Origin of the sequence: Pseudomonas sp. PSE1(2024) (assembly GCF_050990555.1) — a bacterium.
GTDB classification, from domain to species: Bacteria; Pseudomonadota; Gammaproteobacteria; order Pseudomonadales; family Pseudomonadaceae; genus Aquipseudomonas; species Aquipseudomonas aphyarum.
Map to the genome: position 1 here is coordinate 2921763 of NZ_CP158967.1, position 23433 is coordinate 2945195.

Here is a 23433-nt window from a genome sequence, read left to right on the forward strand (position 1 = left end):
CCTCGGTTTTGTTGGCTACCGCAGAGCGTAGACAAAAGCCTCAACGACGGCGCCGTCATCCAGCGTCACCTTGGTCAACACCCGCTGATACTCAGCCCCTTCAAACTCATCCAGCGCTGCCCAATGCAGGTGGAAATTCTCGGAGGCGAAGACGAAACCTTCGATCACATCGCCATCCTCGGCAATCACCAGCCCGGGAAAGCCCATCGCCGCGCCCCATCCGGCCTGCGACAGGCGCCCCTTCAGCGAAGCGGCTTGCCACGTGCCGCCGATGTTCAGCATCACATGCTCATTCGGCCGGCCAGGGCCCAGGGTTCCATAAACGAAGAGACGTTCCACGATTGCTCCTGCCAGTCAAAAAAGGGAGGGATCCTGACGTATCAACGATGTGCAGGCAACAGCGCGATCAGTTCTGCACCGACCGACTCAGAAACCCGTCGATCAACGCCACCACCTGTTGCTGGATCACCTCACGCGAACGCGCGCCGCCGTCCGCACAGATGATGCTGTCGCCGGGCGAATCCTCTTCGAGCAGGGGAATGGCCGGCGACTGCAATTCGCCCCTTCGAGGCCGTGCCAAATTGCCGTTTTTCATTGTTTTTATCTTCCTTGATCAAATCGGGCAAACAGGACGTTCGCCCAGACGTTCTACCAGTCTTACGAGATAACCGTCTGGATCCTGAACGAGAAATTCACGCTGGCCGACTTCGACATCATCAGCGCGATACCAAGTGTCTTTGCAGTTTTCATAAAGTGGAATCTGGGCAACGCCCAGTCTTTCGATGATGGGAGTAACCGCCTCAACATCAATCTGCAGATTGACGCCTCTTCCGAAAGGTTTGTTCAGATCCGCCGTCAGCCACTGGCCTGCATCCGGTTCAACCTGCTCGAGCATGACTTGAGCGCCATTCAGGTCGAGGTAGGCGAAGCCATCTTCCGGGCGTTGATAAGCGATGTTGAAGCCCAGGCAGGAGACCCAGAAAGCGAGGCTGGCCTGCAGATCCGTGACCATCAATTCTGGAACCAGTTTGTTCCGTTGAAACATGGGGTGAATTCCTTTTCATTCGGTACGTTGCCAGGAGGCACAGAGGGTCAAGTGGCGAGGTAGGGTTTCACCGACTCTTCAAGAAGGTCTACCAGATCGGGATCCATGTACTGATAGTCATCCGGAATATCCAGCGAGTGAATCCGCTTGTGCTCGAGCAGCCGAGCGTACTCGGCCCGCAGACGATTCAGGTGTTTGGTTTCCATCACAAAAATGAAATCGGCCCAGCGAATATCCGCTGGGCCGACGGTTTTGCGTGCATTGGGGCTGGTGCCCGCGGAGCGGACATTGAAGTCGGGGCGGCGACGCCAGACTTCTTCGGCCGTCGGGCTGCGCCATTGGTTGCGACTGCAAATGAACAGAAGATTCGTCACGATTGATCCAACAATTGGCGGGTAGAGCGAACGGGGTAGCTCATGCCGAGTTGGCGAGCCCTGACCAGTTTGGCGGAGCGGATGTACATCAACTTCCAGTTCTTTTCTGGCTTGAACACTTGTGGGCGGGCCGCTTTGTCACTGCCGTGTCTGCGGGCCTGGGTGCGTCTCCAGGCGCGGGTTCTTTTCATGGTCTGTCCTCGTGAATACCGGGTTCAGCAGCCGCGGTAATACGAGTCGGGCGTATGGTAAGCGCGAATCGGGGAGCACCGAAAGCTGCACGCATCGAAAAACGTCACAAACCGCGAGGACAGGGCCGTCTCTTCATACCTGTAAAAAAAACTGACTAGAATCCACAGACACCCATTCATTCAAGGAACGACCGATGTCCGGTTTACGCACATTGATTGCGACCACGACCTGTATTGCGCTGCTGGGCAGTTCGGTGACAGCGCTGGCCGATCCGGGCAACGGAAAGGGGCAGGGCAAAGGCAATCCGCATAACAGCCAGGATCATGGCAATCAGGGGAAAAAAGGCGGGGGCAGCTATCAGGGGCACGGCCCGAGTATCGACCACGCCGGGGTGATCGGGATCGTGGACGGCTATCGCGGCTACTGGACCCCGGGCCCGGCGCTGCCGCCCGGCATCCAGAAGAACCTGGCCCGGGGCAAGCCGCTGCCGCCCGGGATAGCTAAGAAACTCGATGGTCGACTGGTTGGCAGACTGCCGCACTACGACGGCTACGAATGGCAGCAGGTCGGTACCGATCTGATCCTGGTCGCGCTGGCCACCGGGCTGATTTATGAAGTGCTCAATGGCGCCTTCGATTGAAAAATAGATCTGTCCCCATATGAAAAAACCCGGCGGATAAGGCCGGGCTTTCGTCGGGTACTGCGGTAAAACCCATCATTCAGACGTTACGACGTTCGATCAGACGGTCAGAACCACCTTCGGCAACCGCATCGCTGAACAGCGGATCGGTTTCGGTCGCGGCTACGGCATCGCTGAACAGCGGATCGGTTTCGGTCGCGGCTACGGCATCGCTGAACAGCGGATCGGTTTCGGTCGCGGCTACGGCATCGCTGAACAGCGGATCGGTTTCGGTCGCGGCTACGGCATCGCTGAACAGCGGATCGGTTTCGGTCGCGGCTACGGCATCGCTGAACAGTGGATCAGTTTCAGTCGCGGCAACGGCGTCACTGAACAGTGGATCAGTCTGAGTCGCAGAGGCAACAGCATCGCTGAACAGTGGATCGGTTTCAGTCGCCGCAAAAGCATTCAGGGCGAAGAGTGAGAAAGCGATACCGAGGATAGTTTGGCGTTTCATGGTTCTGTACTCCGTGTGCAGTGGGTTGGTATGGAGCAGATCCTACGCTTTGGATTCGATATGAGAACTTCATTGAATTAATGGTTGTTATTGATGTAGTCAATGATTGGGCTTGGCCGCGTGAAGTGCGCTGAACTGCTGCGCCAATTCCGGCGGAATCGGCCAGCAAGCGAGTGATGAACCCCGTCGGCGCTTCACACCTGAAAAAAACGCTCAGGACGGCATGCGCTCAAGGCACGGGAGGCTTGCTCATCGATCAACTCTTCACTGACCAGACGACCCACAATGGCTGCCAGAGTCACGCCCGGGTGCATCGTGCAAACGTACACTCCGTCGATTCCTGGCAGATAACCGATGATGGGCGTGCCATCCGCCGCAATGGGTCTGAGCCCGATACAAGCCTGTTCTGGCTCGATGGAAATGATCCCGGCCAACTCGGTCTGAATAGCCGCTGCGGTTCTTCGTGCGATGGCCTCCGGGCGATTCTCCAGCGTATCGTCCAGATAATCTTCTGCCGCCAGCAAGATCCCTTCCGGACCTTGTCTGACTTCCATTTCCGGGCTGGAGATGAGGGTGTTCACCCGATCGGGTTGCATTCTGTAGCGGATAAAAATGGCCGGTGAGGCCTCGATGGGAAGGGACAGGTTCAAAGTCTCGGTCAGTTGCGTGATGCCGGTCCCCGCGGCGAGTATGACCACATCGGCCTCAATGGTGCCCGATGCAATCTGGATGCCGGTCACGGCTGTTTTGTGGGTGGTGAGGCCGAGCACTTGAGTCTGCTCAAGAATGTGTGCCCCCTGAGCCTGAGCCCCAGCGATCAACACGTGGGTAGCTTGTACAGCGTCCAGCGCACCTTGGGTTGCATCGTAAACAGCCTGCTGGGGAGGGTTTTTTAGGTGGGGCTCAATGTCGAGTACCTGTGGGCGAGAGAGCAGGGGTGTTGCCGGTCGCCGATCGGTGCCGGGTGGATAGGTCAGGGCGCCTGTCCAGCGTATCTTTAAATCCGGCAGCTCTGTCTCGAGCCGGTGATATTCCCTGATCGCCGCAGCGCGCAGTTGCGCAACGGGATCGGGCCCACTGTGCGACGTGTTGATCCACGCAAACGAACGCCCGGTCACGCCGCTCGCGATCTCTGCGGCATCGACCACGGTGACCTTCGCGCCTTTGCCGGCCAGGTGATAAGCGATCGACGCGCCGACGATGCCGGCACCGATGACAACAACTCGCTTGCCAGTCACTGCGCAATAAACCTGCGAATCGCTTGAGTGGTTTCCACTGGCGCTTCCTCCATCAGCCAATGCCCCGCGCCGGCGATCACCAGTTCGGTGACGTTGTCGGCGGCATTACGCATCACGATGGCTTCGTTGTTGCCGAAGGACTTCTCACCGCCGACCGCCAGCACCGGCATTTTCAGTTTGGTTTTTATCGACGTTTCGTTGTCCACCGCGTCCTGGCGGATCGCGCGGAACTGGGCGAACGCCGCGTGCATGGCGCCGGGCCGGGCGTAGAGTTTGGCGTAGTGCTGGCGGGTGGCTTCGTCGACTTTTTTCGGGTCGCCGGCGAACTCGTTCCAGAAGCGGTCGAGGTAGATGCGCTCACGCCCGGCCACCAGCCGTTCTGCATCCGGCCCGCCGAAATCGAAATGCCAGAGCATCGGCGAGCGCACGATCTCGTTCCACGGCGGGATCCCCGGAACGGGCGCGTCCATCACCACCAGGCGATCGGTTTGCTGCGGATACCGCGAGGCGTAGGCGAAGGCGACCATGGTGCCGATGTCGTGGCCGACCACCACCGAATGCTCGATGCCCAGCGAAGCCAGCACCGCGCGGATATCACCGGCCTGAGTCTTCTTGTCATAGCCATCGGCCGGGATCGACGACAGGCCCATGCCCCGCAAATCCGGCACTACCACGGTGTGATCCTTCGCCAGATCCGCCGCCAGCGGCGCCCACATATCGCCGGTGTCGCCAAAACCGTGCAACAGCACCACCGCCGGGCCTTTGCCGCCAATGCGCGTGTGAATTTTTGCACCGTCCACGGCGATGTCCTGCGTGCGGAACGAGGCAGGGAAGGGCGTCACGTCGGCATGGGCCGGCACACTCAGGGCCAGCAGCAGGGAAGCGGTGAGCAGGGCGCGGATCATGGCGTTCACTCCAGAGGGGGTGGCTGGAGCGTAGACTGATTTGTCCTGTTCCGACGTGCGTTTTCAGCCTGGTTCCTGCGCCGCAGCTTGTTGAACGAAGCGCTCGATCAACCACCGCGCTGCCGGCCCCGGTGGCAGGTCCGAGCGGTAGATGATGCTGAAGGGGTATTTGCCACTGGTGTACTCCGGCAGGTTCAGTGGCACGAGCCGGCCGCTGTCCAGATCTTCCTGGATCATCGGCGTCGGCATGTTGCCCCAGCCAATGCCCTCGCGCAGCAACATGTGCTTGGCGCCCAGATCCGCCAGCCGCCAGGTGCGGTTGCTGAGCACCGCAAACTCCTTGCCCTTGGTCAGCTCCGAGCGGTCCGACAACACCAGTTGTGTGAACTCGCGTCCGGCCCCCGGCGCGTTCTGTTCGGCCAGGGCCAGCGGATGGTTCGGGGCTGCGACGGGGATCAACTCGACGTTGCCGGCGCCGACTCTTTCAAGACCATCGATGCTTTCATTCATCGGGCCGCTCACGCCGATGACCGCGTTTCGGTTGATTACCCGCTCGGTCACGGCGCCGAGGGCCTCCATGTGCAAGTGCAGGGCGACCGTTGGGAATTCCTCCTGAAAGGCTTTGAGCGCGTCCACGATCCGTTCGGCGGGAAGCATCACGTCGAGTACCACGTGAACCTCGGCTTCGAGCCCCTGAAGCAGGCCTTTGACCTTGGCGCGCAGGCCATGCACGCCGTTGGCGATGGTCCGGGCTTCGGCCAGCACGGTGCGCCCGGCTTCGGTGAGTTGCGGTTTGCGGGTGGTCTGGCGATCAAAAAGTGTCACGCCCAGCTGCATTTCAAGGTTGGCAATCGAATAGCTGATCACCGAAGTGGCCCGGTGAAGCTTGCGCGCAGCTCCTGCAAAACTGCCGATTTCCACGACGGTGAGGAAGACGCGCAATTGATCGAGCGTCGGTGTGCCTGGGTCGGAGATCATGCCGGGTTCCTCGAATCACGATTGAAGTCTTTCGTCAGAGGTAAGCAGCTTATCTATTTTATCGACACTAATGATCTAAATTAGTCGGCTATTCAGATGAGCAGGCCGAGCGCAACATTTCTTCACCCGGGCGATTCAGGTCGAATCGCACCCTCATTGAAGGAAATGCCCTGATGACGTCTTCTGCAAACCTCGCTACCTCCACCGCTCACCAAAACCGTTCCGACGCGAAACAGGCTTCGGCCGCGCTGATCGGTCGTGTATTGCTCAGCGTGATTTTCATCCTCTCCGGTTTTTCCAAACTGGCCGCGCCGGCGATGATGATCGGCTACATCGGCTCGGTCGGGCTGCCGCTTCCACACGTGGCGCTGGCGTTGGCGATCATTGTCGAAATCGGTGGTGGCCTGGCACTGATCGCCGGATACCGCCCCCGCACCGTCGCTGCCGTCCTGGCGTTGTTCAGCGTGTTCACCGCGCTGGCCTTCCACAGCGCACTGGCCGATCAGAACCAGTTCATCCACTTCTTCAAGAACATCGCGATGGCCGGCGGCCTGTTGCAGGTCGTGGCCTTCGGCGCCGGCCGCTTCAGCCTCGACGCTCGCCGCGGTTGATCGTCGGGTGCGGTGAAGCACAGCGTCCTTCACCGCGCTTCAGCCTGTTTGTTGACCGCCCCCGCAACAGAATCGAGTAATCATCATGACCGTCCAGCAACAACTCTCTGCCTACACCCGCGAACCCGATAACCTTCGCGCCATCCGCTACCGCACCAGCGGCAACGGGCATGGCTCGATTGTCCGGTTGATGAGCCCTTCGGATCTGGGCCAGTTGATCAAGCCGTTCGTGTTCCTCGATCTGTTTGAAGGTGAAGCCTCGTTCATCAACCGTATGCCCATGCACCCGCACTCGGGGATCGCCACAGTTACGCTGATTACCGAAGGCAACTTGCGCTTCGAGGATGCCGATTCGGGCAAGGGCATGATCGACTACGGCGGCGTCGAGTGGATGCGCGCAGGGGGCGGGGTCTGGCACGGCAAGGAAATGTCGGTCGGGACTTCGCAGCGGATCCAGGGCTTTCAACTGTGGGTGGCGCTGCCGCCAGAACTGGAAAACGGCAGTGTAGACAGCCAGTACCTGGAGTCCGGCGCGATGCCCGAAGTGGGGCCGGCGCGGGTGATTCTCGGCGTGCACCAGGGTGTCCAGAGCCCGGTTCGGGCGCCTGCGGGAATGAATTATCTGTTGGTCACACTGAGCCTTGGCGAGACCTGGACTTACACACCGCCCGAAGGCCACGAGTCGTTATGGCTGAGTGTCAGCCGTGGATTGCTCGCGGCACCGGATCTGGTCAGCGCCGGTGAAATGGCGGTCTTCGAACCCGGCAACAGCGCCGTGACGCTGAAGGCCCTGCGCGAAGACACCGTGTTCGTGATCGGCTCGGCGCAGCCTCATCCCTATGAACTGGCGCTTGGGAATTACTCCGTACACACCAATCCGCAAGCCCTGCGAGAGGGCGAGGCGAAGATTGCGGAAATCGGAGTGCGGTTGCGTGAGTATCTCCAGAAGTCGGATGGGGCGGCTGTGCCGGTGTTCAAATAACCTGGATCCGGCTTGAAACGCCCATATCTCTCGACACTGTTTGGATCGAATGTGGGCCTTGGGATAGGTGTGGTATGGGGAAAGAGGCGCACATGGGGCTTGAAGACATCCTGACAGAAGACCTTTGCGTGGTGTTCCTGCAATTCCACTGCGGTCTGACCGCTGTGGTCGAGCGGCCGACGGCGAGTGGTGACGGCGTATCAGCAGCTTCAGCGCGCATCGAGCGCCACCACATAAGCGCTGAACATGTCCGCCATTCCCTCGGCGCGGTCGGCGATTTCCGAGTCGGTGCGCGGGCTGAGTGAGAAATCCTTGCCCACCGAACTGAGCGTGGCCAGGATCAGATCGCAGGCCTGCGTGCGCACGGCTTCGCTGGCCCCGGGCAGCAACTCCTCCATGAACGTCGCAAAGATCCGCTTGCCCGCCGCCCGCACTTCATGGGCCTCCGGCGCATCGCGATAAAGCGGTGCCGCATCACTCAACGCGCTGCGCATCTGCGCCTCCTCGCACTCCGAACGAATGAACGCATGCACCAGCGTGCGCAGGCGTTCCAGCGGCGGCTCGTCATGATTTTCCAGAATCCGCTGCAGCATTCCGGTGGTCTGCAACCACTCATCACTCTGCAAGCGAAACAGAATCGCCGCCTTGTTCGGGAAGTACTGATACAGCGACCCGACACTCACACCAGCCTTCTCCGCAACCCGCGCCGTGGTGAAACGCGCCGCGCCTTCCTTGGCCAAAACCTGAATAGCCGCCTGCAGAATCGCCGCCACCAGCTCGGCGGAGCGTGCCTGCTGCGGCTGTTTGCGTGAGGAAATACGGGCGGTCTGGCGATCGGTCATGGGCAGCTCGGGCGTCGGGACGGAATGCGAATAGCGAACAGGGCCATACGCTCGCATCATTTGAATGCGACGAATCATTCGCATATTAGCTCTCAACCCACGGAAAACCATCATGACAACCCTGACCACCGAACCGCTGGCAACCCTCATCGAACGCCTCTACACCCAGGCCAGCGCCGCCACCAGCCCGGCGCTGAACAACGTATCCGGCGAAGAACGCGAACGCCTGATGCACAGCAAAACCGAATACCGCGAACTCTACGCCATGCTCAAAGACCTGTGGCTGCCCGTCTCCCGCGACACCGGCAAACTGCTGTACATGCTGGCGCGCAGCACCCGCGCCAAAGCTATCGTCGAATTCGGCACCTCGTTTGGCCTGTCCACCCTGCACCTGGCGGCAGCGCTGCGGGACAACGGTGGCGGCGTGCTGATTGGCAGCGAGTTTGAACCGTCGAAGATTGAACTGGCTCGGCATCATTTTGTTGAGGGCGGGGTGAGTGATCTGATTGAAATTCGCGAAGGGGATGCGCTTGTCACCCTGGCTCGCGACTTGCCATCGACTGTGGATTTACTTCTGCTTGATGGTGCGAAAGCGCTGTATGGCGACGTGCTGAAACTCGTGGAGAAACACCTGCGTCCGGGTGCGCTGGTTGTCGCGGATAACACCGATTACTGCCCGGAATATCTGGCGCATGTGCGCTCGCCGGTGAATGGTTACGTGAGCGTGCCGTTTGCGGATGATATTGAGGTGTCGATGCGGTTGGGGTGATGGCCGTTGCTGTCCATCTTTCAAAAAGAAGGGGACTGATCCATGGATTAATGGATCAGTCCCCATTTTTCGCTACGATCAAGTGATGACGCGCAAGGAGCGGCCCTTGATGGATTACCTGATTCGAAACGCTACGAATGCAGATGCGCCAGCGATCAGTCGAACGATCCTCAGTGCTTTGCGCGAGTCCAACGTTCAGGACTACTCCGCCGAAATCATCGAGCAAGTGGCGCAAAGCTTTTCTCCCCCGGCGATCCTTCATCTGTTGGCTGAGCGTCAAGTCCTGGTGGCTACAGCCGGCAGCCATATCGTTGCAACCGCGAGTCTGGATCACGACATTGTCCGAAGTGTGTTTGTCGACCCGCGTTATCAAGGAAAGGGTGTCGGAAGACATCTAATGGAAAGGATTCAATCACTTGCCATCAATGCAGGTCTGAACCAGCTGCGTGTGCCTTCTTCAATTACCGCAGAGGGCTTCTATGCTTCGCTCGGGTTTGAAAAGGTACGAGACGAGTTTCACGGGGCGGAGCGCACGGTCATCATGGCGAAGGCATTGGAGCTGTAGCGCCTCAGAGTGCAGAGAGGCACGAGGCCTACTTGATGGGGACTACTTGATGGGGACAGATCTATTTTCACGTTTGGGATTAGTAGATCGGTCCCCATTTTTCCTAAATTCGAGGTCGTTGCAGCTTGATCCACTCTTGTACTGTCGGGCGCTGCCATTGGCGTTGAGCGTAATCCTCCAACTGAGCCGGCACCGTGTCCCCGTTGAGTATCAATCGGTTCAGCATCAACGCGAGATCAACGTCGGCGATAGACCATTCACCAAAAAGGTAGTCCGGATTGTCGGTAAGCAGCCATTGAGCGACATCAATCAACTTTTGCCTGGCAGCCTCGGCCGACGCTGACAATGGTCCGTATTTCTGTCCATAGAACACGACAAGGGTAGAGCGCTCCTGTCGGATCGGGAGCAGATCACTGCGTAGCCACGCCTGAACTTGCCTCGCGGCGGCACGTTTCTGTGGGTGCCGTGGGTAAACAGGTGTCTGGGGGAACACATCTTCCAGGTATTCGGTAATCGCCGATGATTCCGACAACGCAAAGTCGCCCTGCACCAGGGTGGGCACTCTCTGAGTCAGCGAAAGACGGGCGTAATCGCTGGCCTGGTTCTCCAGTTTGTCCAGGTCCAGGGTGCTCATTTCGAACTCGATTCCCTTTTCTCGAAGGGCCACAAAGCACGACATTGCGTAGGGACTGGTGAATTGAGCATCGACGTAAAGGCGCAGGCTTGAGTCATTCATAGCGTCATCTCCATATGCGGAATGGCCACGCTAAAAGATTGAGCGCTTTAAATAAAATTCATGTTTTTTATGGGGGCATTCCCATCAGGAATGGGCAAAAAGGCCGACACGATTTCCCATCACGGTTTGCAAATCAGCGGGCCAGCGTCACCCAAGGCGCACCCTCGGCAAAAGCGCCCTCGATCCAGTCCTTGAACGCCGTAGTCGTCGCCGTGCTGAACCGCGCCGAAGGCCGCACCAGATAAACCCCCGTGTCAGCATCCAGTTGCCACTCGGGAAGCACCCGCACCAGACGCCCCTCGCGCAGTTCTTTGGTCATCAGCCAGTCGCCGCCGGCCAAAATTCCCACGCCCATGCGCGCGGCACACAGCTGCGCCTCGTTGTCGTTGCTGACCAGACGGCTGCGGATTTTCAGAGTGTATTTATCGTCGCCTCGGGTCAGTCGCCATTCGGGATACGAATGCAACCCGGTAAAGCCCAGGCAATGATGATCGGCAAGATCCGCAGGCGTTTTCGGCTCGCCATGCTGTTGAAGATAGGAGGGCGCGGCACACAGAATTCGGCGGTGATCGCAGAGTTTCTTCGCCACCAGCCGATTGTCCGCCAGCTCGCCGATGCGGATCGCCGCGTCGAAACCTTCAGCGACGATATCGACGAAGCGTTCGGCATATTCCACCTCCAGCGCCACGTTCGGATGGGCCAGGGCAAACGCCGAAACGATATCGCCCAGCCACAGCCGCCCCATGGCGGCCGGCAGGGCGATGCGCAAACGCCCGCGAACTTCGGCGGCACCCTCGCGCGCATCCTGCTCCGCTTCGGCGATCAGGCTGACCGCATGCCCGAACCGCGCCACCAGCCGCTGCCCCTCATCGGTGAAACGCAATTGCCGGGTGGTGCACTCGATCAGTCGCACCCCCAGCCGCGACTCCAGCGCGCTGAGCCGTTTCGACAACACCGAGGGATGGCGCTGCAACGTCCGGCCCGCCGCCGCAAACGAGCCGTGCTCGGCCAGGGCCAGCAGGGTGGCGACTTCATCGGCCTGACGGCTATCGAACAGATCCATGCAACGACAACCCTCGTGGATGACCCGAAAAAAGACTCAAGGCACCAGCACAACCGCCCCCGGCAAACCGCCCCGGTACAGATCGGCATGGGCCCGGGCGGCGTCCGCCAGCGGATAACGACGCCCGACATTGGGCTGGATGATACCGGCGTCAATCGCTTGCAACACGTCCTTTGCACGCTGCTGGTATTCCTCCGGCGTGGCGGTGTGGGCGGCGAGGGACGGTCGGGTCAGGAACAGCGAACCCTTGGCATTCAGGGTGCTGATCTAGACCGGCGCCGGGGCCCCCGACGCCATGCCGAACGACACCAGCAACCCGCGCGGGCGCAGGCAATTCAACGACGCCTCGAAAGACACCCGGCCAATCGGGTCGTACACCACATCCACTTTCTTGCCCTGGGTGAGGTCGACCACCGCGTCGGCCAGCGTCGCCGCATCGAACACCAACACCTCATCACAACCCGCCAACCTGGCCCGCTCGACACTCTCGGCGCTGGACACCACACCGATCACCAACGCCCCCAAATGCTTCGCCCACGGCACCATGATCTGCCCCAGCGCACCGGCCGCGCCGTAGATCAGCACCGTCGAACCCGGCCCGACCGGGTAAGTGGACTTGAGCAAATACTGCGCGGTGATGCCCTTGAACAGCACAGCTGCCGCGTCCTCGAAACTCAGGCTGTCAGGGATCTTCACTAGCCGATTGGCCGGGTAGAGGCGGGCGCTGGCATAGGCGCCGACAGGGCCCGTGGCATAAGCGACCCGGTCGCCGACCGCCACGTTCGTCACATCGGCCCCCACCGCCACAACCCGCCCGGAGCCCTCAAGCCCCAGACCGGAAGGCAACGCCAACGGCGCGGCACCGGAACGTTGGCTCAAGTCGAGCGGGTTGACGCCAATGGCGAGCTGCTCAAGCCAGACCTCGCCGGGGCCGGGTGCTTGCGCGGTGGATTGCTCAAACTGAATGACTTGAGGCTCACCGGTTTGATGGATGACGGCGGTGGTGACCATGTTGGACGCTCCCTTACGTTGATCGTGGGGAGAGTCTAAAGGTCTGCGTGGGGAGCACTAGTCGGGTTGAATGCAGTTCATATGTGCATTCGATGCAGTAATTGGGTCAACGCACCATGGTTCGGATTCAAAGCCTTTTACTGAAACGCAAACAGCCCGGGCCGACGCCCTTCGTAGTTAACGAGGGTGTCGGCCCGGGCTGTTTTGCATTCCATTACCTCCTGAGTCGCGCTTTTTCCTGCAGCAGCGGGAGACTCAACGAATCGCGCTATAGAAGCCGCCGCGAACGGCTCCTACAGCCATCGCCTGGTTACGCGACCTCGACGTGATCCAGCGCCTGATTCACCGCCAGCTCGGCAATCATCACCAACTGCGCAATACCGATCGCCGTCTTGCGACGCGACGGATCGAGCGTGGCTGCGAAATTGCTGAGCATCTCACTGGCCGCTCCGAGGTTTTCGCTGGCATTGGCCAACAAGCATTCGGTGTTGAATTTCGGATTGGCCAGGTACATCCGCTCGGGCTCGTTCAAGGTCGACATGATTCCGGCGGCGGGGAAGAGGTAGTGATCCAGCGCACGCTCGGCGGCGTCGTGGAGTTTTTTGGAGTTGGGGGATTCGTAGGGGGAGGTGGGGTCGGTTTCGGGTGGGTTGGGTGTTGGTTTGATCATGGTGAAACTCCTACATCGTCAAATGGGAGCCGACACTCTCGCTACCAAACGATGGGTGGCGGCCATGCTCAGGTTGGTAGACCGGGACGTAGGAACCGGCGCGCCCGAAGACGCCCTGTGCATGACCACCATGACGCGGAGTCTTTCAGACACTGCACATCATGATGCTTATGCAACCTACGATAATCCGGGGCTACCAAACCCCATCACTGTTTTTCAGTGACCGGGAAACGATAAGACCCGCGTCGTAGACGCACAAGCCGGCGGATTCTGGCGTAGTCGTAGGCAATGACGCAAGGCGTTGTAGCCTTGGGGAAGTTACGGCGGGTTGCTTTAAACGGAGCTGTTTAAGAGCTCAAAGCCTGGAGGAAATCTGCTTCCAGATGTAGCCGTAGTTGTATTGCAGCCAGCGAACCAACGCCTTATCAAACTGCCTGCGAAACCAGTTACGTTTTCTTGCTGCCAGCCTTTCCTCTATTGAGGCTCTAAGCGATTCAGGATCGAAGCCTGTCCAGACAGTGGGCAAGACTGCTGCAAGATTGGTGAAACACACGGGCGCCACTTCGGAATACAGGATTTTGTACAGCACGTCCGGATCGACACCTTCGACCTCACGCGCGATGTAGTCGTAATCGGTCGGAAAATCGTTGAAAGGCCAGGAGAGTGCAGCTCTGACGTCGGTCAGTTGCGGCTCAGTCAGAAGATGTCCCAAAACCAAACTCCTTTTAGTTTGCCACTCAGTGGATGAGGATAAGAGACGGATATTTCTTGAGAGATAGTACTGGGCTTTATTGGCAGAAAGGGAACGACGGGATTTTCAGGATTTCGGAAAGTGCGAGATTTAAGCGAGCCATTCGCGGTGGGCGAGAGCGCTTGGCACGGAACCAAGCGCTCAGGGTAGGGCGGGCCACTTACGGCTCCACCCTGATGTTTCAGTTTTTGCTGGCGTTCAGCTTGCGCAGTTCTTCGTAGGTCGCCGACTGGACGAACCAGAAGCCGGAAATGATGCACCAGCACAGGGTGCCGGCCACGAAGATACCCAGTGCCGGCAAGAACCCGCTGGTGAAAATCGCGACGATAGCGACCAGCCAGATGAATGCGAGGGAGAGATAGAGGACGGTGTTGTTGACGCTGATGACGAAGTCTTTCACGAGGGCATATTCCTTGCGGGATGTAGAAAAAATCCCCCTCTCCGGGGGGAGGTGCACGCATGCTATCACAATGCCTTCATGGGGCGAGAGAAGGGTTTCTTTAACTTCTCTTCTCTCTAATCCCCCTTTCTTTAGAGGGTTGAATACAAGGCTAACGTCAGTTTCGTTATACAAGCTGCCCTCAGAGTAAATGCAGCTGACGTTGCCAGCGATCCATAAGCCAGCAGTATTCGTAAACCAAGCTACTCTCTAGCGTGAAATTACACTTCAACGACAGGGATGGTCCGTTGTGAAGCGACTACTTCTTTTAAGTGGCCCAATGGCCAGTGGCAAGACGTCAGTCTCCGTAGCCCTAAAAGAAAATCATGAATTTGTGTCCATTAGCTCTGGCGCTTTCCTGCGCGAGAAGCTGGTTGCCCGACACGAATCAACTGACCGTTATCACCTTCAAGAGCTGGGTGACGCCTTAGACAAAGCAACCGATTTTTCTTGGCTCATAGAGTCGGTAGCGAAACCTGCAATCGATGAACGACCTCACGTTGATAATTGGCTGCTGGATGCCGTTCGTAAGCCCCGGCAAGTGGAGCTTTTCAAGCTCAGCTTTGGAGACTTGATCAGGCATGTGCACATAGTTGCCTCCGAGCATGTACTACAAAAGAGATACGCCGAGCGTGGCGCAGGCCGGTTAGCAGAATACTTGGCGAGCGTATCGCATCCAAATGAGCAGTGCGCACGTTCGCTCGCAGGTCTAGCTGACAAGATTCTGAATACCGAAGAGCTCACTCCGATTGAAATCGCAGATCAGATACTGAAACTCTGGGAGAGATAGCGCATGGAAACTCGGCAAATCGTTGTGATCAGCGGTAAGACCTGCAGCGGCAAGAGCGAACTAGCCAGTTTATTAGAGAAGGAGTTTGGTTTCGTTGTGGTTTGCGATCGTCGAGTGTCCCAAGATATGGAGTGGCGTCTTCGCATGGAGCAACAGGACATTTTGGATCGACGGCGCGAGCTCGACAAAGCTGAGTATGAACAGTGGATGCTTTTGCAAACCAAGGCGTTATGCGCAAATGAGCAGGACGGCCGTCCATTGGTTGTCGATCATCTGCATTCTTTGGATCAGGTATTAAAGTTTCGTCAGGTTTTTGGGACCAATCTGGTACATGTCCATCTATACGCAAGTGACACGACTCTCCAGGAACGTTATGCGAAGAGGGTTGAAGGAGACTGCGATCATTTGCCTTATGACGAAGTAAATAAACTCAAGGATCAGGACGAAATCAAAGCGCTCAAGAATGATGCCGACGTCCGTATTTACACAGAGCGTTCTGATTCCAATGACACGCTGGTCCGAGTTGCTGCTCGCTTGCATCTTTACACACCTCCCGAAATCAGATGTGTAGATGTGCTTATAGGTGGGCAGTACGGGAGTGAGGGGAAAGGCAACATCGTTTCATACTTAGCTCGTGAGTACGACGTTATGGTTCGCGTCGGTGGACCCAATGCGGGTCATACCGTGGCTAGTTCTGCTGGTTCGTATATCTATCACCATCTCCCGTCGGGATCTCGTGACGTGACCGCACGCTTGCTCCTGGGACCAGGTATGACCATCCATTTACCAGGGCTTCTGAAAGAGATTGAAGATTGCGCTATTGGCGATGATCGGCTGTTCATAGATCCCCAAGCCACCGTTATTGAAGCTGAGGACATCGAAACCGAGAGAAATGGGCATTTGGTCTCCACCATAGCTTCTACCGGCAGCGGAAGTGGAGCAGCGGCTGCGCGCCGAATTTTGCACAGAGGGAAGGGGACAGTCAGGCTTGCACGCGATGTTGAGTCGCTGCGGCAATACGTAGGCACACCTGGAAATTATCATGGTTCCACTACCGATAGGCTGGAGGAAGCATATCGAAGTGGTCACTCCATTTTATTGGAGGGAACACAAGGTAGCGGGTTGAGTATTTTTCACGGTCCTTACCCTCACGTGACATCTAGGGACACGAACGTCGCAGGGTGCATTGCTGAAGCTGGGATATCACCCAGCCGTATTCGTAAAATTCTCATGGTTGTTCGCCCGATGCCTATTCGGGTGGGCGATCCTGACGGCGATCAAGGCCACACATCAGGAAAACTCAAGCACCCCACTACCTTCAACGAAATTGCTAGATACGCTGGTCTCGAAGCGCCAGCTTTGAACGCTGCTGAAAAGACCTCCACCACTAACCGAAACAGGCGAGTCGGCTGGTTCGAGTGGGACCAGTTTCGAAAAGCGTGTGCGCTTAATGCTCCGACTGATATCGTCCTGACTTTTGCTGATTACCTTCAATCGACCAATAGTCAAGCCCGTAGATTTGAGCAGCTCGACTCGGAAACGATCAAGTTTGTTGAAGAGTTGGAGCGTGTTTCGCAAGCGCCTGTTTCGCTGATCAATACGAGGTTTCCTCGTGATCCAGATACGAGTGATTTAAGGTCGTTGATTGACCGGCGAAATTGGACCGCACGTTCGAGAGGGAGATGAAATGGACTTGGAGAAATTGGTCGAGCTTTATCCTCGGGTTTACCACATGGCAGAGCGCGGAGCCTGGGACAATATCCGCCGTCATGGACTCATGAGTGCTAGCGCAGTCCTTGATCATCTTGAGATTGGAGGTCACGAACGTGCACGGTTCGAGAGCGAGCACCGGGGCCAGAAGATGGACGTGAGGGCAGGCCATCCCTCCAACATCGTACTTCGTGATCAGAAACCGATGCCAGAAGGAAGGCTTTTGCAGGCGCTCACGGATGGAACAACACCGCGACAGTGGTATGAGCTCATCAACGACAAAGTTTTCTTCTGGGTTGAGGAAGAACGATTGCATCGTTTGCTTGGGGCTCGTGACTACCGCAATCTTGAGCACGATGTACTGACTTTAGACTCGGCGGCATTTATCCCTGCCTACGCTGAAGCAATTTGGTTGTGTCATATGAACTCCGGCAACACTTGGCCCATACCACACCGTCGAGGCATAGATATCTTTCGCAGAATTCCTGATTACCCTGTTATGCGCTCAGGAAACCCGGAGAAAAAAGTTGTCGAATTGGTGGTTGATTATTCTGTTCCAAACATCGATGAATTTGTAGTGCAAGTCCGGCGAATGCGTGGTAGCGAAGTGTTAAGCATAATTGCATAACGTACATTTACGTAGGGGGAGCTATGCTGCGTCGTCGTTTAGCTTCACGTGTTTTAGTGATAAGTTCTTCGCACCGATTACTTTTGTTCAAGATCCATTACAAAAGTGGCCACTTGGCGGGGAGATGCTACTGGGCGACACCAGGTGGAAAACTACGAAGCGATGAATCGTTTGAGGCTGCGGCAGTTCGCGAGCTACGTGAGGAGACAGGTATCGAGGTGAATTCAATCGGTCATTGCGTTGCCCGCAAGGAGTTCTCGTGGCAAATGCCAGACGGTGAGAATGTAGTTGCAGTTGAGCATTACTACGTGGCTCATGTTAACAATGAGCAGTGTTCGGTTGAGGGATGGAGTGATCGGGAGCGTGAAGTCGTATCAGAATTGAGGTGGTGGTCACTGAGTGACTTATCTAACTGTCACGAGGAGATTCTTCCGAATGAGCTACTAGTGTTATTTGCTAAATTCAGAAAAGTATCTGATAGCCGCTAAACGTTGCTTGAGAAATTAAATTGGCCGAAGCAAATGTGTCTTGGGTATTTCACGACATGTTCGAGATGGATACAAAGAAACTGTTTCATACGTTTGGTTGCTTGCTCAAAGTGGCTGTATTCGGCCAAGGCTAGGTGCTATATCAGATCTTTGTCGGATCGGGCAGTTACATCTAATTTGTGATGAGGGAGGACTCTCAAAAAGGTTATGGGAGCTGATAAGAAGCGTGTCGAAGAAGTCAGTAAATACATTCGCCGATTCTTCTGAAATGTCGGAAAAATTCGTATTGGTGCGATTGGGGGATTAGTACTTTTTTTTAAAAAATTCGCCTTAATCACCTTTGGGTATCGGGTATCGGGTTGCCGGTTTAGTCGACGCACTATTATCAGTTGGTGAGCCATATGCTACGGGCCTAGCTCCACCAGATCTTTGTTGTCGGCATCATACTCAAATTGCGTCAGCTCGGACTTTAAGTAGTCATCGTTAAGAAGTTTCATAAAATAGTTTTGGGATACTTTGGTGTCTAAAATGATCTGCGTTTGCGCGGCGTTAATCTTTATTTTCTTACTTAAGCTATGGTGTTGCTTGATAAACTGGATGATCTGATCATTAACCACAGTGTCAAGAACTCGAGAGTGGGAAATCGCCCTTATTACCTTCCTAGCGAAGGTTACATCCCCCTGGATAGTGATTCTTTCCTCCAATACGGCGGCGTTCTCAATAATATTTCGAGCTGTAAGCGTAGCAAGTTTCAAACTGGCGTCTGCTTTAACCGCCTCTTTGAAGCCAAAAAACTTCTCGAGAACCTTGAAGTTTGTAACAAACACATCAGTGCCATCATAAATAAAATCCACGGTGTGCCCCAGCCGAATTATTTCTTGGTCAAGCTTCTCGAAGCGATCCTGTGCAATACCTACACGGAGCAGGCTAAAACCATTTCTGCGATAGGTATTGGTGGGGTAGTGGTGCTTATAGATGGATAAATTTTCGTCTCCATTCCCCAGTACGACCACGATTGCCTTTAAATTAGTTAATTCGTCAGTTATATGATTGAAGTCTGGTATGGCGTTGGGCTTGTCAAGGGTCCGAATGAAGGCATCTATTTGAGGTGGGTATTTTAAGAGGTTGTAACGGAAGATAGCATCCTGACGCAGGTCAATTGCAGTTAGATCTCTTAAGACGTAATCTCCCTCAAAGAATTCGCCAATTTCAGACTTCACTTCAACGGTTAATGAGCGCTGGGCATCGGCTGAGAGTTCGACTTTTCGAGAAACAAATGTATTTTGCTCTTTTAGAATAAAAAACATTATTCCTACTGTTTGAGGATCATTTGCCAATTTTTTTGCGGTCAATCGCAATGCGTCAATGCTCATACCTTCCTTCCAGATACGAATTTCTCGTCAATTGTGGTGAATACAACTTTGTCCAGTTCGCTAATTCTCTGGGTTGTAATCATTACTTTGCTGATTCCATCGATCTCCAGTTTATAAAGTCTAAAACCTAGTATTGCCAATGTTGGGTTGGCATAAAATTTATCTGTCTTTACATAGATCTGTCCAATCACAAGTAACAGGATGAATAGTGCAATTATGTAGCGAGTATTATCCAGATTGAAGCAAATGAGAGGGACAATGTAGGTCGTCAGAAAAGTAAGGTGCTCGTAGCTCAGGTCTTCAACTTTTTTAGCCACGACAGGTAGGCCGACGTTTGACTCGATTCTATATTTGAAACGAATGTAGCAAATTATCACAATCCCAATAAAGGCTAGAGAGATTAGTGGGAGGACGTTGGTGCTGATTAATACCAAAGTACCAACATAATGACAGTCGCGCGCGAAGCAAATAGGGATGTCAACTTTCACGACAATCATCAAAAGGAACAACAGCCAGAGCGAAATAACGTAAAGCTCGAATTTCATTACGGACTGGCGAAACTCCACTTGCCTCTCATGACTTCCCATTCAGTACCCGCTCCTAGCGAGTGGCACCGAACGATTCGCTGCCTCTAGAGGAGACTAGCACAATGATGGCACTTGTAGAGGCCGGCTCCGCGTTCTCAATTTTTTGCCGATGAGTGCCATTCTGTTGCTTCGTCTGATTGAATCCACAGTCGTTTGCTACCGTTCGCGATTAACGTCGCTTGAGCGAATGTGGACCTTAGCCAACACACGCTTTCTGCTCGGTTATAGGAACGATCAACCTAAGCCTTAACCCACCGCCCCCGCCCCCAACCACTCAACCAATCCACCCCCCACACCAAAATCAGCATAGCCAATATCACCGTCCCCGCCTGCGCCTCCTGAAACAAACTCAAGCTCACATACAACATCTGCCCCAACCCCCCAGCCCCGACAAACCCCAGCACACTCGCCATCCGAATATTGTTCTCCCACCGATACAAACAATACGCCAGCAACTGCGGCGCCAGGTTCGGCAGCGTGCCGTAGCAGAACGCCGTCACCGGATTCCCCCCCTGCAACCGAATCGCATCCGCCGGTTCCGGCGGCGTGTTCTCAAGCGCCTCAGCAAACAACCGCCCCAACACGCCCGTAGTGTGCAGGGCCAGGGCAAGCGTCCCGGCATTCGGCCCAAGCCCAGCCGCAAGCACCATCAACGCAGCCCACACTAATTCAGGAATCGCGCGCAGGGCATTGAGCAACAGGCGAGCGGCACTCTGAAAAAACCAGCCAAACCGGCCAACAGCGGGGAGCGCCAATAACAGCCCCAACACGGCAGCGAGCAGGGTGCCAAGCGCAGACATGGCCAACGTTTCCATCGACCCGCGCAGGATGGCGCTCAGGTAATCGGCGCTGAGATCGGGGCTGAGAAAGCGCGCCACATACAGGCCCATCTGTTTCAGGCTGGTAGCGCTGCCGAGCTCTTCAAGATCGAGGCCCAGGTAGATGAACGACGCGATGACGGCGGCGAGGATGGCGACGATCAACAACGGATTGATCAGTCGTTTCATGCCAGCCTCCAGCGCAGCAGGCGGCTGAGTTGGTCGGCGCCGAGGACGAGGAGGAGGAAGGTCAGGAGCATGCTGGCGACTTCGCCGCCGGCGAACATGCGGATTGACAGGTCGATCTGTTGGCCGAGGCCGCCGGCGCCGACGAAGCCCATGACCACCGAGGCGCGGATGGCGCATTCCCAGCGGTAGACGGTGTAGGAGAGCAGTTCCGCCGCGACGTTGGGCAGTACGCCGTAGGCGAAGCTGGCGAGGCGGCCGCTGCCGGCCTGGAGCAGGGCGTGGGCCGGGCGTTGGTCGGTGGATTCGTAGATTTCGGCGTAGACCTTGCCGAGCATGCCGCTGTAGGTGATTGCGATGGCCAGCACGCCCGCTGCCGGGCCGAGGCCGACGGCGCGCACGAACAGCAGCGCCCAGACGATTTCCGGCACGCTGCGCAGGAAGATCAGCAGCCCGCGCACTGGCCAGCGCAGCAGTCGGCCCAACAGGCTCGGGCGGCCGCTGCGGGAGGCGGCGGTCAGCGACAGGGCGCGGCTGGCGAGCAGGCTGGCCGGCACTGCCAACAGCAGCGCCAGGGCCATGCCGGCGGTGGCGATGGCCAGGGTTTGCAGGGTGGCCTTGAGGAGTAATTGCAGAAACTCGCGGTCATGAGCCGGAGGCCAGAACATCGACACGAAACGGCCCATTTCACTCTGGCTGTCGGCGTGAAACAGCACGCCCAGATCCAGTTCGCTGAGCTGAATGCCGGGCCAGAGCAAGGCAATCGCCAGCCCGGTCAGCAGCAACCTTGGCAGCGCGGCGGGGTCGCGGGTGTCGGCGCTCAGCATCGCGGAATCTGCACAATCAGTGGGGTGACGGCGGGCGCCGGGGATTGCAGTTGTTCGTTGGCGTAGAGGGTGTCGAGCATGTCACGGCTGACCTGCGCGGACGGGCAGTCGAACAGGATCTGCCCCTCGCGCAGACCGACGATGCGCGGGAAGTGCGACAGCGCCAGTTCCACCGCGTGCAGGCTCGCCACCAGCGTGACGTTGTGCTCCCGGGCATGGCGCGACAGGATCGACAGCGTGTGCCCGGCCAGCACCGGGTCCATCGCCGAGACCGGTTCGTCGGCCAGCAACACTTCCGGCGCCTGATACAACACGCGAGCAATGCCGACCCGCTGCAATTGCCCGCCGGACAGTTGCTGGCATTGGCTGAAGAGTTTGTCGGCCAGATCCAGTCGTGCCAGTGCGGCGCGGGCGCCGGGCACGTCGAGCGGATGCAGCAGATTGATCAGACTTTTGCCCAGGCTCCATTGCCCGAGTTTGCCGGCCAGCACCGCCGTCACCACCCGTTGTCGGGGCGGCAGGGGCGGCGCCTGATGCACCAGGCCGATGCGGGCGCGCAGGCGTTGCCGTTGGCGGGCGGACAGATGCCAGGCGCGCTCGCCCAGCACTTCGATGTCGCCGCTGCTGGGCCGAATGGCCGTTGCCAGCAGGTTCAGCAGGCTGGACTTGCCGGCGCCGGACGGGCCGATGATCGCCACCTGCTCGCCGGCCTCGATCTGCAAATCCACACCGCGCAGGGCTTCCACGCCATTGTTGTGGTGCAGAAAAGCCTGTTTGAGGCGCAGCGTCATTTCAGCAAGTCGGCGGCGCGGGCGGCTTCCTCGATGCCTTTGTAATTGTCCGGGCTGGTTTCGATGAAACGGCTGGCGGCTTGCAGGTCGAGGATTTTCTTGTGCTCGGGGTTGGCCGGGTCGAGGTCGAGGAAGGCTTTTTTGATCTTCGCCGCCAGCGCCGGGTCGAGGGTGCCGCGCACGGTCCAGTTGTAATCGAAGTAGGCCGGGGTGGTGGCGAAGACCTTGACCTTGTTGGTGTCGACCTTGCCGGCGTCCACCAGTTTCTGCCAGACGCTGGCGTTCAGCACACCGGCGTCGACCTTGCCGGCCTGCACCCAGGCGACGGTGGCGTCGTGGGCGCCGGAGTAGCCGACGCGGCTGAAATAGCTCTCCGGTTTGATGCCGTCCTTGAGCATGAAATAGCGCGGCATCAGGCTGCCGGAGGTGGACGACACGGAGCCGAAGGCGAAGGTCTTGCCCTTGAGGTCGGCGAGGCTTTTCACGTTCGGGTCGGCGGTGATGAATTTGCTGGTGAACTGGGCGTCTTGTTCGCGCTGCACCAGCGGAATGACCTTTGGATCACTTTTCAATTGCGCCTGGACGAAAGTGAAGCCACCGAGCCAGGCCAGATCGAGACGGTTGGTGGCCAACGCTTCGACCACCGCCGGGTAGTCGGCCACCGGCACAAACTCGACTTTCATGTTCAGTTGCTTCTCCAGATAAGACCCCAGCGGCTCGAACTTGCGCAGCAGCTCGGTCGGGGCTTCATCGGGAATCGCGCTGACCTTCAACACCTCCGCGGCTTGCGCCAGCACGGCGGACAGGGACAGGGCCAAACCAGCGGTCAGTGCCAGAGTTCGCTTGAGCATGGAATTCTCCGTTTCGTGGGCATCAAGATCAGTGCGCCGACGATGGGTAATCATCGTGGGTGCAGAGTCAGGTTAGA

At 57.2% G+C, this 23433-nt stretch carries 30 protein-coding genes and 1 pseudogene; 9 read left to right on the forward strand and 22 right to left on the reverse strand.

Going from position 1 to position 23433, the window contains the following annotated elements; genetic code table 11:
- Nucleotides 1-15: 15 nt before the first annotated feature.
- The 5 genes from ABTV87_RS13195 to ABTV87_RS13215 all read right to left on the reverse strand — a co-directional run bounded on the left by ABTV87_RS13195 (nt 16) and on the right by ABTV87_RS13215 (nt 1610).
- Nucleotides 16-339 carry a gamma-glutamylcyclotransferase family protein gene (locus tag ABTV87_RS13195; protein WP_127797908.1) on the reverse strand — a complete coding sequence of 108 codons (324 nt, stop codon included), beginning with the start codon at nt 337-339 and terminating at the stop codon, nt 16-18.
- A gap of 67 nt (nt 340-406) precedes the next feature.
- On the reverse strand, nt 407-595 hold the full coding sequence (locus ABTV87_RS13200; protein ID WP_433899700.1) for a hypothetical protein: 189 nt from the start codon (nt 593-595) through the stop codon (nt 407-409).
- Nucleotides 596-613: 18 nt separating this feature from the next.
- Nucleotides 614-1045 carry a bleomycin resistance protein gene (locus ABTV87_RS13205; protein WP_433899701.1) on the reverse strand — a complete coding sequence of 144 codons (432 nt, stop codon included), beginning with the start codon at nt 1043-1045 and terminating at the stop codon, nt 614-616.
- 47 nt (nt 1046-1092) lie between these two features.
- Nucleotides 1093-1419, reverse strand: coding sequence for a low molecular weight protein tyrosine phosphatase family protein (locus ABTV87_RS13210; RefSeq protein ID WP_433899702.1), 327 nt, complete (start codon nt 1417-1419; stop codon nt 1093-1095).
- Nucleotides 1416-1610: a hypothetical protein gene (locus ABTV87_RS13215; protein ID WP_433899703.1), complete on the reverse strand. Its 195-nt coding sequence runs from the start codon at nt 1608-1610 to the stop codon at nt 1416-1418. Before ABTV87_RS13215 ends, ABTV87_RS13210 begins: the two co-directional genes overlap by 4 nt.
- Nucleotides 1611-1804: 194 nt before the next feature.
- Here ABTV87_RS13215 and ABTV87_RS13220 point away from each other — a divergent pair, with 194 nt between their 5' ends.
- Nucleotides 1805-2251, forward strand: a complete 447-nt coding sequence (locus ABTV87_RS13220) for an anti-virulence regulator CigR family protein (RefSeq protein WP_433899704.1) — start codon at nt 1805-1807, stop codon at nt 2249-2251.
- A gap of 79 nt (nt 2252-2330) precedes the next feature.
- Here ABTV87_RS13220 and ABTV87_RS13225 read toward each other — a convergent pair whose 3' ends face one another.
- The 4 genes from ABTV87_RS13225 to ABTV87_RS13240 form a co-directional block, all read right to left on the reverse strand.
- Nucleotides 2331-2747 carry a hypothetical protein gene (locus ABTV87_RS13225; RefSeq protein ID WP_433899705.1) on the reverse strand — a complete coding sequence of 139 codons (417 nt, stop codon included), beginning with the start codon at nt 2745-2747 and terminating at the stop codon, nt 2331-2333.
- Nucleotides 2748-2941: 194 nt separating this feature from the next.
- A complete protein-coding gene (locus ABTV87_RS13230) occupies nt 2942-3985 on the reverse strand; it encodes an NAD(P)/FAD-dependent oxidoreductase (protein ID WP_433899706.1) in 1044 nt (347 codons plus the stop codon).
- Nucleotides 3982-4890 (reverse strand): alpha/beta fold hydrolase, encoded by a 909-nt coding sequence (locus ABTV87_RS13235; protein WP_221535217.1) that lies wholly within the window; start codon nt 4888-4890, stop codon nt 3982-3984. Before ABTV87_RS13235 ends, ABTV87_RS13230 begins: the two co-directional genes overlap by 4 nt.
- Before the next feature lie 63 nt (nt 4891-4953).
- Nucleotides 4954-5868, reverse strand: coding sequence for a LysR family transcriptional regulator (locus tag ABTV87_RS13240; RefSeq protein ID WP_433899707.1), 915 nt, complete (start codon nt 5866-5868; stop codon nt 4954-4956).
- Between the two features lie 173 nt (nt 5869-6041).
- On the opposite strand from ABTV87_RS13240, the gene ABTV87_RS13245 reads away from it, so the two are divergent.
- Nucleotides 6042-6479 (forward strand): DoxX family protein, encoded by a 438-nt coding sequence (locus tag ABTV87_RS13245; RefSeq protein WP_433899708.1) that lies wholly within the window; start codon nt 6042-6044, stop codon nt 6477-6479.
- An 85-nt stretch (nt 6480-6564) separates the two neighbouring features.
- A complete protein-coding gene (locus ABTV87_RS13250; RefSeq protein WP_433899709.1) occupies nt 6565-7461 on the forward strand; it encodes a pirin family protein in 897 nt (298 codons plus the stop codon).
- Nucleotides 7462-7670: 209 nt separating this feature from the next.
- Here the strand turns inward: ABTV87_RS13250 and ABTV87_RS13255 are convergent, their stop codons facing one another.
- The gene (locus ABTV87_RS13255; RefSeq protein WP_433899710.1) at nt 7671-8303 is read right to left on the reverse strand and encodes a TetR family transcriptional regulator; all 633 of its coding nucleotides are present in this window, start codon (nt 8301-8303) and stop codon (nt 7671-7673) included.
- 112 nt (nt 8304-8415) lie between these two features.
- On the opposite strand from ABTV87_RS13255, the gene ABTV87_RS13260 reads away from it, so the two are divergent.
- Together ABTV87_RS13260 and ABTV87_RS13265 are read left to right on the forward strand one after the other, a co-directional pair.
- A complete protein-coding gene (locus tag ABTV87_RS13260; RefSeq protein ID WP_433899711.1) occupies nt 8416-9072 on the forward strand; it encodes an O-methyltransferase in 657 nt (218 codons plus the stop codon).
- Between the two features lie 109 nt (nt 9073-9181).
- On the forward strand, nt 9182-9637 hold the full coding sequence (locus tag ABTV87_RS13265) for an N-acetyltransferase family protein (RefSeq protein WP_433899712.1): 456 nt from the start codon (nt 9182-9184) through the stop codon (nt 9635-9637).
- A gap of 103 nt (nt 9638-9740) precedes the next feature.
- Here the strand turns inward: ABTV87_RS13265 and yfcF are convergent, their stop codons facing one another.
- The 6 genes and pseudogenes from yfcF to ABTV87_RS13295 all read right to left on the reverse strand — a co-directional run bounded on the left by yfcF (nt 9741) and on the right by ABTV87_RS13295 (nt 14268).
- Nucleotides 9741-10373 carry a glutathione transferase gene (yfcF, locus tag ABTV87_RS13270; RefSeq protein WP_433899713.1) on the reverse strand — a complete coding sequence of 211 codons (633 nt, stop codon included), beginning with the start codon at nt 10371-10373 and terminating at the stop codon, nt 9741-9743.
- Nucleotides 10374-10506: 133 nt separating this feature from the next.
- Nucleotides 10507-11436, reverse strand: coding sequence for a LysR family transcriptional regulator (locus tag ABTV87_RS13275; protein WP_433899714.1), 930 nt, complete (start codon nt 11434-11436; stop codon nt 10507-10509).
- 36 nt (nt 11437-11472) lie between these two features.
- Nucleotides 11473-12447, reverse strand: a pseudogene (locus ABTV87_RS13280) (quinone oxidoreductase family protein).
- A 310-nt stretch (nt 12448-12757) separates the two neighbouring features.
- Nucleotides 12758-13117 (reverse strand): DUF6124 family protein, encoded by a 360-nt coding sequence (locus tag ABTV87_RS13285; protein ID WP_433899715.1) that lies wholly within the window; start codon nt 13115-13117, stop codon nt 12758-12760.
- 355 nt (nt 13118-13472) lie between these two features.
- Nucleotides 13473-13829 carry a DUF7079 family protein gene (locus ABTV87_RS13290; protein WP_433899716.1) on the reverse strand — a complete coding sequence of 119 codons (357 nt, stop codon included), beginning with the start codon at nt 13827-13829 and terminating at the stop codon, nt 13473-13475.
- 220 nt (nt 13830-14049) lie between these two features.
- Nucleotides 14050-14268, reverse strand: a complete 219-nt coding sequence (locus tag ABTV87_RS13295; protein WP_011333849.1) for a hypothetical protein — start codon at nt 14266-14268, stop codon at nt 14050-14052.
- Nucleotides 14269-14557: 289 nt separating this feature from the next.
- Here ABTV87_RS13295 and ABTV87_RS13300 point away from each other — a divergent pair, with 289 nt between their 5' ends.
- Genes ABTV87_RS13300 through ABTV87_RS13315 form a run of 4 tightly spaced genes read left to right on the forward strand, consistent with a single transcriptional unit; the run spans nt 14558 to nt 17923 of the window.
- Nucleotides 14558-15097, forward strand: a complete 540-nt coding sequence (locus ABTV87_RS13300; RefSeq protein ID WP_433899717.1) for an AAA family ATPase — start codon at nt 14558-14560, stop codon at nt 15095-15097.
- A gap of 3 nt (nt 15098-15100) precedes the next feature.
- Nucleotides 15101-16783 carry an adenylosuccinate synthetase gene (locus ABTV87_RS13305; protein WP_433899718.1) on the forward strand — a complete coding sequence of 561 codons (1683 nt, stop codon included), beginning with the start codon at nt 15101-15103 and terminating at the stop codon, nt 16781-16783.
- A 1-nt stretch (nt 16784) separates the two neighbouring features.
- Nucleotides 16785-17435, forward strand: a complete 651-nt coding sequence (locus tag ABTV87_RS13310; RefSeq protein WP_433899719.1) for a DUF7002 family protein — start codon at nt 16785-16787, stop codon at nt 17433-17435.
- 23 nt (nt 17436-17458) lie between these two features.
- Complete coding sequence (locus ABTV87_RS13315) at nt 17459-17923, forward strand: NUDIX hydrolase (RefSeq protein ID WP_433899720.1); 465 nt, start codon at nt 17459-17461, stop codon at nt 17921-17923.
- A 404-nt stretch (nt 17924-18327) separates the two neighbouring features.
- Here ABTV87_RS13315 and kwaB read toward each other — a convergent pair whose 3' ends face one another.
- The 6 genes from kwaB to ABTV87_RS13345 form a co-directional block, all read right to left on the reverse strand.
- Nucleotides 18328-19296 (reverse strand): anti-phage protein KwaB, encoded by a 969-nt coding sequence (gene kwaB, locus ABTV87_RS13320; protein WP_433899721.1) that lies wholly within the window; start codon nt 19294-19296, stop codon nt 18328-18330.
- Nucleotides 19293-19883 carry an anti-phage protein KwaA gene (gene kwaA / locus ABTV87_RS13325; protein ID WP_115077656.1) on the reverse strand — a complete coding sequence of 197 codons (591 nt, stop codon included), beginning with the start codon at nt 19881-19883 and terminating at the stop codon, nt 19293-19295. The genes kwaB and kwaA overlap by 4 nt, the downstream gene beginning before the upstream one ends.
- Nucleotides 19884-20122: 239 nt before the next feature.
- Nucleotides 20123-20890: a phosphonate ABC transporter, permease protein PhnE gene (gene phnE, locus ABTV87_RS13330; protein ID WP_433899722.1), complete on the reverse strand. Its 768-nt coding sequence runs from the start codon at nt 20888-20890 to the stop codon at nt 20123-20125.
- Nucleotides 20887-21714 carry a PhnE/PtxC family ABC transporter permease gene (locus ABTV87_RS13335; protein WP_085747402.1) on the reverse strand — a complete coding sequence of 276 codons (828 nt, stop codon included), beginning with the start codon at nt 21712-21714 and terminating at the stop codon, nt 20887-20889. The genes phnE and ABTV87_RS13335 overlap by 4 nt, the downstream gene beginning before the upstream one ends.
- A complete protein-coding gene (locus tag ABTV87_RS13340) occupies nt 21708-22505 on the reverse strand; it encodes a phosphonate ABC transporter ATP-binding protein (protein WP_433899723.1) in 798 nt (265 codons plus the stop codon). Before ABTV87_RS13340 ends, ABTV87_RS13335 begins: the two co-directional genes overlap by 7 nt.
- Nucleotides 22502-23356: a putative selenate ABC transporter substrate-binding protein gene (locus ABTV87_RS13345; protein ID WP_102718319.1), complete on the reverse strand. Its 855-nt coding sequence runs from the start codon at nt 23354-23356 to the stop codon at nt 22502-22504. Before ABTV87_RS13345 ends, ABTV87_RS13340 begins: the two co-directional genes overlap by 4 nt.
- Nucleotides 23357-23433: the final 77 nt, after the last annotated feature.

Excerpts from the sequence above, each read along its gene's own strand:
- ABTV87_RS13200 (WP_433899700.1), bottom strand. The coding sequence starts at position 595 with ATGAAAAACGGCAATTTGGCACGGCCTCGAAGGGGCGAATTGCAGTCG.
- ABTV87_RS13205 (WP_433899701.1), bottom strand. The coding sequence starts at position 1,045 with ATGTTTCAACGGAACAAACTGGTTCCAGAATTGATGGTCACGGATCTG.
- ABTV87_RS13215 (WP_433899703.1), bottom strand. The coding sequence starts at position 1,610 with ATGAAAAGAACCCGCGCCTGGAGACGCACCCAGGCCCGCAGACACGGC.
- ABTV87_RS13220 (WP_433899704.1), top strand. The coding sequence starts at position 1,805 with ATGTCCGGTTTACGCACATTGATTGCGACCACGACCTGTATTGCGCTG.
- ABTV87_RS13225 (WP_433899705.1), bottom strand. The coding sequence starts at position 2,747 with ATGAAACGCCAAACTATCCTCGGTATCGCTTTCTCACTCTTCGCCCTG.
- ABTV87_RS13235 (WP_221535217.1), bottom strand. The coding sequence starts at position 4,890 with ATGATCCGCGCCCTGCTCACCGCTTCCCTGCTGCTGGCCCTGAGTGTG.
- ABTV87_RS13240 (WP_433899707.1), bottom strand. The coding sequence starts at position 5,868 with ATGATCTCCGACCCAGGCACACCGACGCTCGATCAATTGCGCGTCTTC.
- ABTV87_RS13245 (WP_433899708.1), top strand. The coding sequence starts at position 6,042 with ATGACGTCTTCTGCAAACCTCGCTACCTCCACCGCTCACCAAAACCGT.
- ABTV87_RS13250 (WP_433899709.1), top strand. The coding sequence starts at position 6,565 with ATGACCGTCCAGCAACAACTCTCTGCCTACACCCGCGAACCCGATAAC.
- ABTV87_RS13255 (WP_433899710.1), bottom strand. The coding sequence starts at position 8,303 with ATGACCGATCGCCAGACCGCCCGTATTTCCTCACGCAAACAGCCGCAG.
- ABTV87_RS13260 (WP_433899711.1), top strand. The coding sequence starts at position 8,416 with ATGACAACCCTGACCACCGAACCGCTGGCAACCCTCATCGAACGCCTC.
- ABTV87_RS13265 (WP_433899712.1), top strand. The coding sequence starts at position 9,182 with ATGGATTACCTGATTCGAAACGCTACGAATGCAGATGCGCCAGCGATC.
- yfcF (WP_433899713.1), bottom strand. The coding sequence starts at position 10,373 with ATGAATGACTCAAGCCTGCGCCTTTACGTCGATGCTCAATTCACCAGT.
- ABTV87_RS13275 (WP_433899714.1), bottom strand. The coding sequence starts at position 11,436 with ATGGATCTGTTCGATAGCCGTCAGGCCGATGAAGTCGCCACCCTGCTG.
- ABTV87_RS13285 (WP_433899715.1), bottom strand. The coding sequence starts at position 13,117 with ATGATCAAACCAACACCCAACCCACCCGAAACCGACCCCACCTCCCCC.
- ABTV87_RS13305 (WP_433899718.1), top strand. The coding sequence starts at position 15,101 with ATGGAAACTCGGCAAATCGTTGTGATCAGCGGTAAGACCTGCAGCGGC.
- ABTV87_RS13310 (WP_433899719.1), top strand. The coding sequence starts at position 16,785 with ATGGACTTGGAGAAATTGGTCGAGCTTTATCCTCGGGTTTACCACATG.
- ABTV87_RS13315 (WP_433899720.1), top strand. The coding sequence starts at position 17,459 with ATGCTGCGTCGTCGTTTAGCTTCACGTGTTTTAGTGATAAGTTCTTCG.
- kwaB (WP_433899721.1), bottom strand. The coding sequence starts at position 19,296 with ATGAGCATTGACGCATTGCGATTGACCGCAAAAAAATTGGCAAATGAT.
- kwaA (WP_115077656.1), bottom strand. The coding sequence starts at position 19,883 with ATGGGAAGTCATGAGAGGCAAGTGGAGTTTCGCCAGTCCGTAATGAAA.
- phnE (WP_433899722.1), bottom strand. The coding sequence starts at position 20,890 with ATGAAACGACTGATCAATCCGTTGTTGATCGTCGCCATCCTCGCCGCC.
- ABTV87_RS13335 (WP_085747402.1), bottom strand. The coding sequence starts at position 21,714 with ATGCTGAGCGCCGACACCCGCGACCCCGCCGCGCTGCCAAGGTTGCTG.
- ABTV87_RS13340 (WP_433899723.1), bottom strand. The coding sequence starts at position 22,505 with ATGACGCTGCGCCTCAAACAGGCTTTTCTGCACCACAACAATGGCGTG.
- ABTV87_RS13345 (WP_102718319.1), bottom strand. The coding sequence starts at position 23,356 with ATGCTCAAGCGAACTCTGGCACTGACCGCTGGTTTGGCCCTGTCCCTG.